The sequence below is a fragment of the Achromobacter semiaridum genome, assembly GCF_053543755.1.
The window spans coordinates 14,478-17,630 of record NZ_JBLVOL010000072.1 but is presented as its reverse complement, the minus strand read 5'-3'; the positions used below and the strand labels follow the sequence as shown (position 1 = coordinate 17,630).

Annotated in this window: 4 protein-coding genes; 2 read left to right on the top strand and 2 right to left on the bottom strand. The window is 66.8% G+C overall.

Annotated features, from left to right (window positions below):
* The coding region (gene pdxR, locus ACNPP0_RS19700; RefSeq protein WP_448706786.1) for a MocR-like pyridoxine biosynthesis transcription factor PdxR at positions 1–1,210 on the top strand (1,210 nt) is incomplete at its 5' end.
* On the opposite strand, the gene ACNPP0_RS19695 is transcribed toward pdxR, so the two are convergent.
* Both ACNPP0_RS19695 and ACNPP0_RS19690 read right to left on the bottom strand, forming a co-directional pair.
* Positions 1,207–1,503, bottom strand: coding sequence for a hypothetical protein (locus ACNPP0_RS19695; RefSeq protein WP_046804547.1), 297 nt, complete (start codon positions 1,501–1,503; stop codon positions 1,207–1,209). The genes pdxR and ACNPP0_RS19695 overlap by 4 nt on opposite strands.
* On the bottom strand, positions 1,503–2,135 hold the full coding sequence (locus ACNPP0_RS19690) for a LysE family translocator (RefSeq protein WP_332607433.1): 633 nt from the start codon (positions 2,133–2,135) through the stop codon (positions 1,503–1,505). Before ACNPP0_RS19690 ends, ACNPP0_RS19695 begins: the two co-directional genes overlap by 1 nt.
* A gap of 226 nt (positions 2,136–2,361) precedes the next feature.
* Here ACNPP0_RS19690 and ACNPP0_RS19685 point away from each other — a divergent pair.
* Positions 2,362–3,153: DUF72 domain-containing protein (locus ACNPP0_RS19685; protein ID WP_448706785.1), on the top strand; the 792-nt coding region annotated here is incomplete at its 3' end.

Here is a 3,153-nt window from a genome sequence, read left to right as displayed (position 1 = left end):
TGCCGCCACCGCAACCACGACCGCCGCGGCGACAACCTGCCCGACGCCCCCCCCCACCGCCACCGCCACGCGCTTGTCGCGCATCGTTGCCACCCGTGGCGCCACGGACAGTTCGTGGCCGATGACCCCCGGCACCCCGGCCCTGACGCAATTCCCCATGAACGCCTGGCGCCGCGCGCAAGACCGCGCGCTGCAAGCCGCCCCCGCCACCACGCTGGGCTACGGCCATCCGACGGGTGAGCCGGCGCTGCGCGAAGCCATCGCGCAATATCTGCGGGTGTCGCGCGGTGTGCATTGCGACGCCTCGCGCATCATCATCACCGAAGGCGCGCAGGGCGCGCTGGCCCTGTGCGTGCAACTGCTGACCAACCCCGGCGACACCGCCTGGCTGGAAGAGCCCGGCTATCGCGGCGCCAAGTCGGCGTTTCATGGCGGCGACCTGAACGTGGTGGCCATGCGCGTGGACGCCGACGGCATCGTCATTCCCGAGGACGCCTGGCGCACGCATCCGCCGCGCCTGATCCAGACCACGCCCACGCATCAATACCCCACGGGCGCCGTGCTGTCGGTGGCGCGGCGGCTGGACCTGCTGGAACGCGCCGGGCGCGCGGGCGCCTGGATCATCGAAGACGACTACGACAGCGAATTCCGGCATCAGGGCGACCCCATCGCCGCCATGCAGGGGCTGTTGCCCAACGCACCCGTGCTGTATGTAGGCACATTCAGCAAGACACTTTTTCCGGCATTGCGCCTGGGCTTTCTGGTGCTGCCCGAGCCCCTGGCCCAGACCGCCCTGCCCTCCGTCATCGAGATGCTGCGGGGCGGCCACCGGCTGGAACAGCTGACGCTGGCCGCCTTCATCGACAACGGACAATTTTCGCGTCACCTGGGCCGCATGCGGCGCCTGTACCGCGAACGGCAGTCGGCCTTGCGCGACGCGCTGGCCACGCATTTCAAGGTGGATCATGAGGTCTTGGGCGGACACAGCGGCCTGCACCTGACGGTGCGCCTGCCGCCGGACTGCCCGGATCAGGCCACCGTGGCGCTGGCGCGGCAGGTGGGCATGAACCCCAGCGCGCTATCGACTTTCGCCATGGCGCCGCGCGCCGAAGACAATGGCTTGGTGATCGGCTATGGCAACACCAGCGCCGACCGCTTTCCCGCGCTGCTCAAGCGCCTGGGTGAACTGGCGCGGCAAGCGGGGCGTTAATTGACCAGGCCGCCCAACACCAGCACCGCCAGCACCGCCCAGAAGAGAAACCCCAGGATGGAGCGGCGCAGCAACGCCTTGATGGCGGCCCACAGGAACATCAGGCCCAGCACCAGCAAGACAAAATTGAAGATGGACGGGCTCATGCCCATCGCCTTCGACAGCCCGCCGTAGAAGTCGCCCAGCGCACCGCCCAAGCCGCCCAGCAGCCATTTGATGCCGCCCACCACCGCGCGCAGCGCTTCGCCCAGCATGACGCCCAGCGAGCCGAAAAATCCGTCGTCCTGCGGCATCAGCGTCGCGCGTCCATCAACATGCGCACGGCCAGCCCGGCCAGCACGGTACCCATCAGCCAGCGCTGGATCACCAACCACAACGGCCGCCCGGCCAGAAAGCCCGCGATGGACCCGGCGGTAATCGCGATGACGGCATTGACCGACAGGCTGATGACCACCTGCGTCATGCCCAGCGCCAACGATTGGGTGAACACGCTGCCATGGTCGGGCTGGATGAACTGCGGCAACAGCGACACATACATCACCGCGATCTTGGGGTTGAGCAGGTTGGTGACCAGCCCCATCGTGAACAGCGTGCGCGGGCTGCTGCGGGGCAGTTCGCGCACCTGGAACGGCGATCGTCCCCCGGGGCGGACGGCCTGCCATGCCATGTACAGCAGGTACATGGCGCCGCCGATGCGCAAGGCGTCATAGGCGTAGGGCACCGTCAGCAGCAAGGCCGTGATGCCGAAGGCCGCGCAGCACACATAAAAGATGAACCCGACCGCCACGCCGCCCAGGGAAATCAGGCCGGCGCGGGCGCCTTGCGAGATGGATCGGGACACCAGGTAGATCATGTTGGGGCCGGGCGTCAGCACCATGCCAAGGGCCACCAGGGCGAATGTCAGAAGATGAGTCAGGTCGGGCATGATGAGCCGGCGCGGGCCGGACGATGTCGAACGGGGATGCGCACACGTTATCGCAAAACTGTATCGGAACAGGAAACTTTTTGAACGCGGCGCGGCCGCCCGGCGAACGTATCGCCGATGCCACACCGGCCCAAACCCGCGCCGTGATTGGCATCCGCAACTTTACGACCCCACGGGCGTAGCGATACAGTGGACCGATTCGTTGGACTGCATGGAGCACCGGGACATGCCGAAACGTCATCCGTCCGTGGTGGAAAGCCCGCCCGTTATTCGCGTCGGCATCGGCGGCTGGACATTCGCGCCGTGGCGCGGCACCTTTTATCCCGAGGACCTGCCCCATGCGCGCGAACTGGAATACGCCAGCCGGCAGCTCACCGCGATTGAAATCAACGGCACCTACTACAGCACCCAGAAGCCCGCCACTTTTGCCAAATGGCGCGACGAAACGCCGGACGGCTTCGTCTTTTCGCTAAAGGCGTCGCGCTATGCGACTAACCGACGCGAGCTTGCCGGCGCCGGCGATTCCATCCAGCGCTTCGTCCATAGCGGCATTGCCGAATTAGGGCCCAAGCTGGGGCCCGTGGTCTGGCAATTCGCGCCCACCAAGATCTTTAACGCGGAAGACTTTGGCGAATTCCTGGCGCTGCTGCCCGACAAGGTCGATGGCCTGCCGCTGCGTCATGTGCTGGACGTGCGCCACCCCAGCTTTGCCTGCGAGGAATACCTGGAGCTGGCGCGCCGCCACGGCGCCGCCACGGTCTACACGGACAGCGAAAATTTTCCGTCCATCGCCGACCGCACCGCCGATTTCGTCTACGCCCGGCTGATGCGCGCCAGCACCGCGTTCAAGGCCGGCTATGCGCCCAAGGTGCTGGACGCCTGGGCGCAAAGGCTGCACACCTGGTCGCGTGGGGCCGATCCGGCAGACCTGCCTCGGATCGGTTCCGAACCGTCCGGGCCGCCACGCGCGCAGGACGTCTACGCCTTCTTCATCAATGGCGCAAAAGAACGCGCGCCG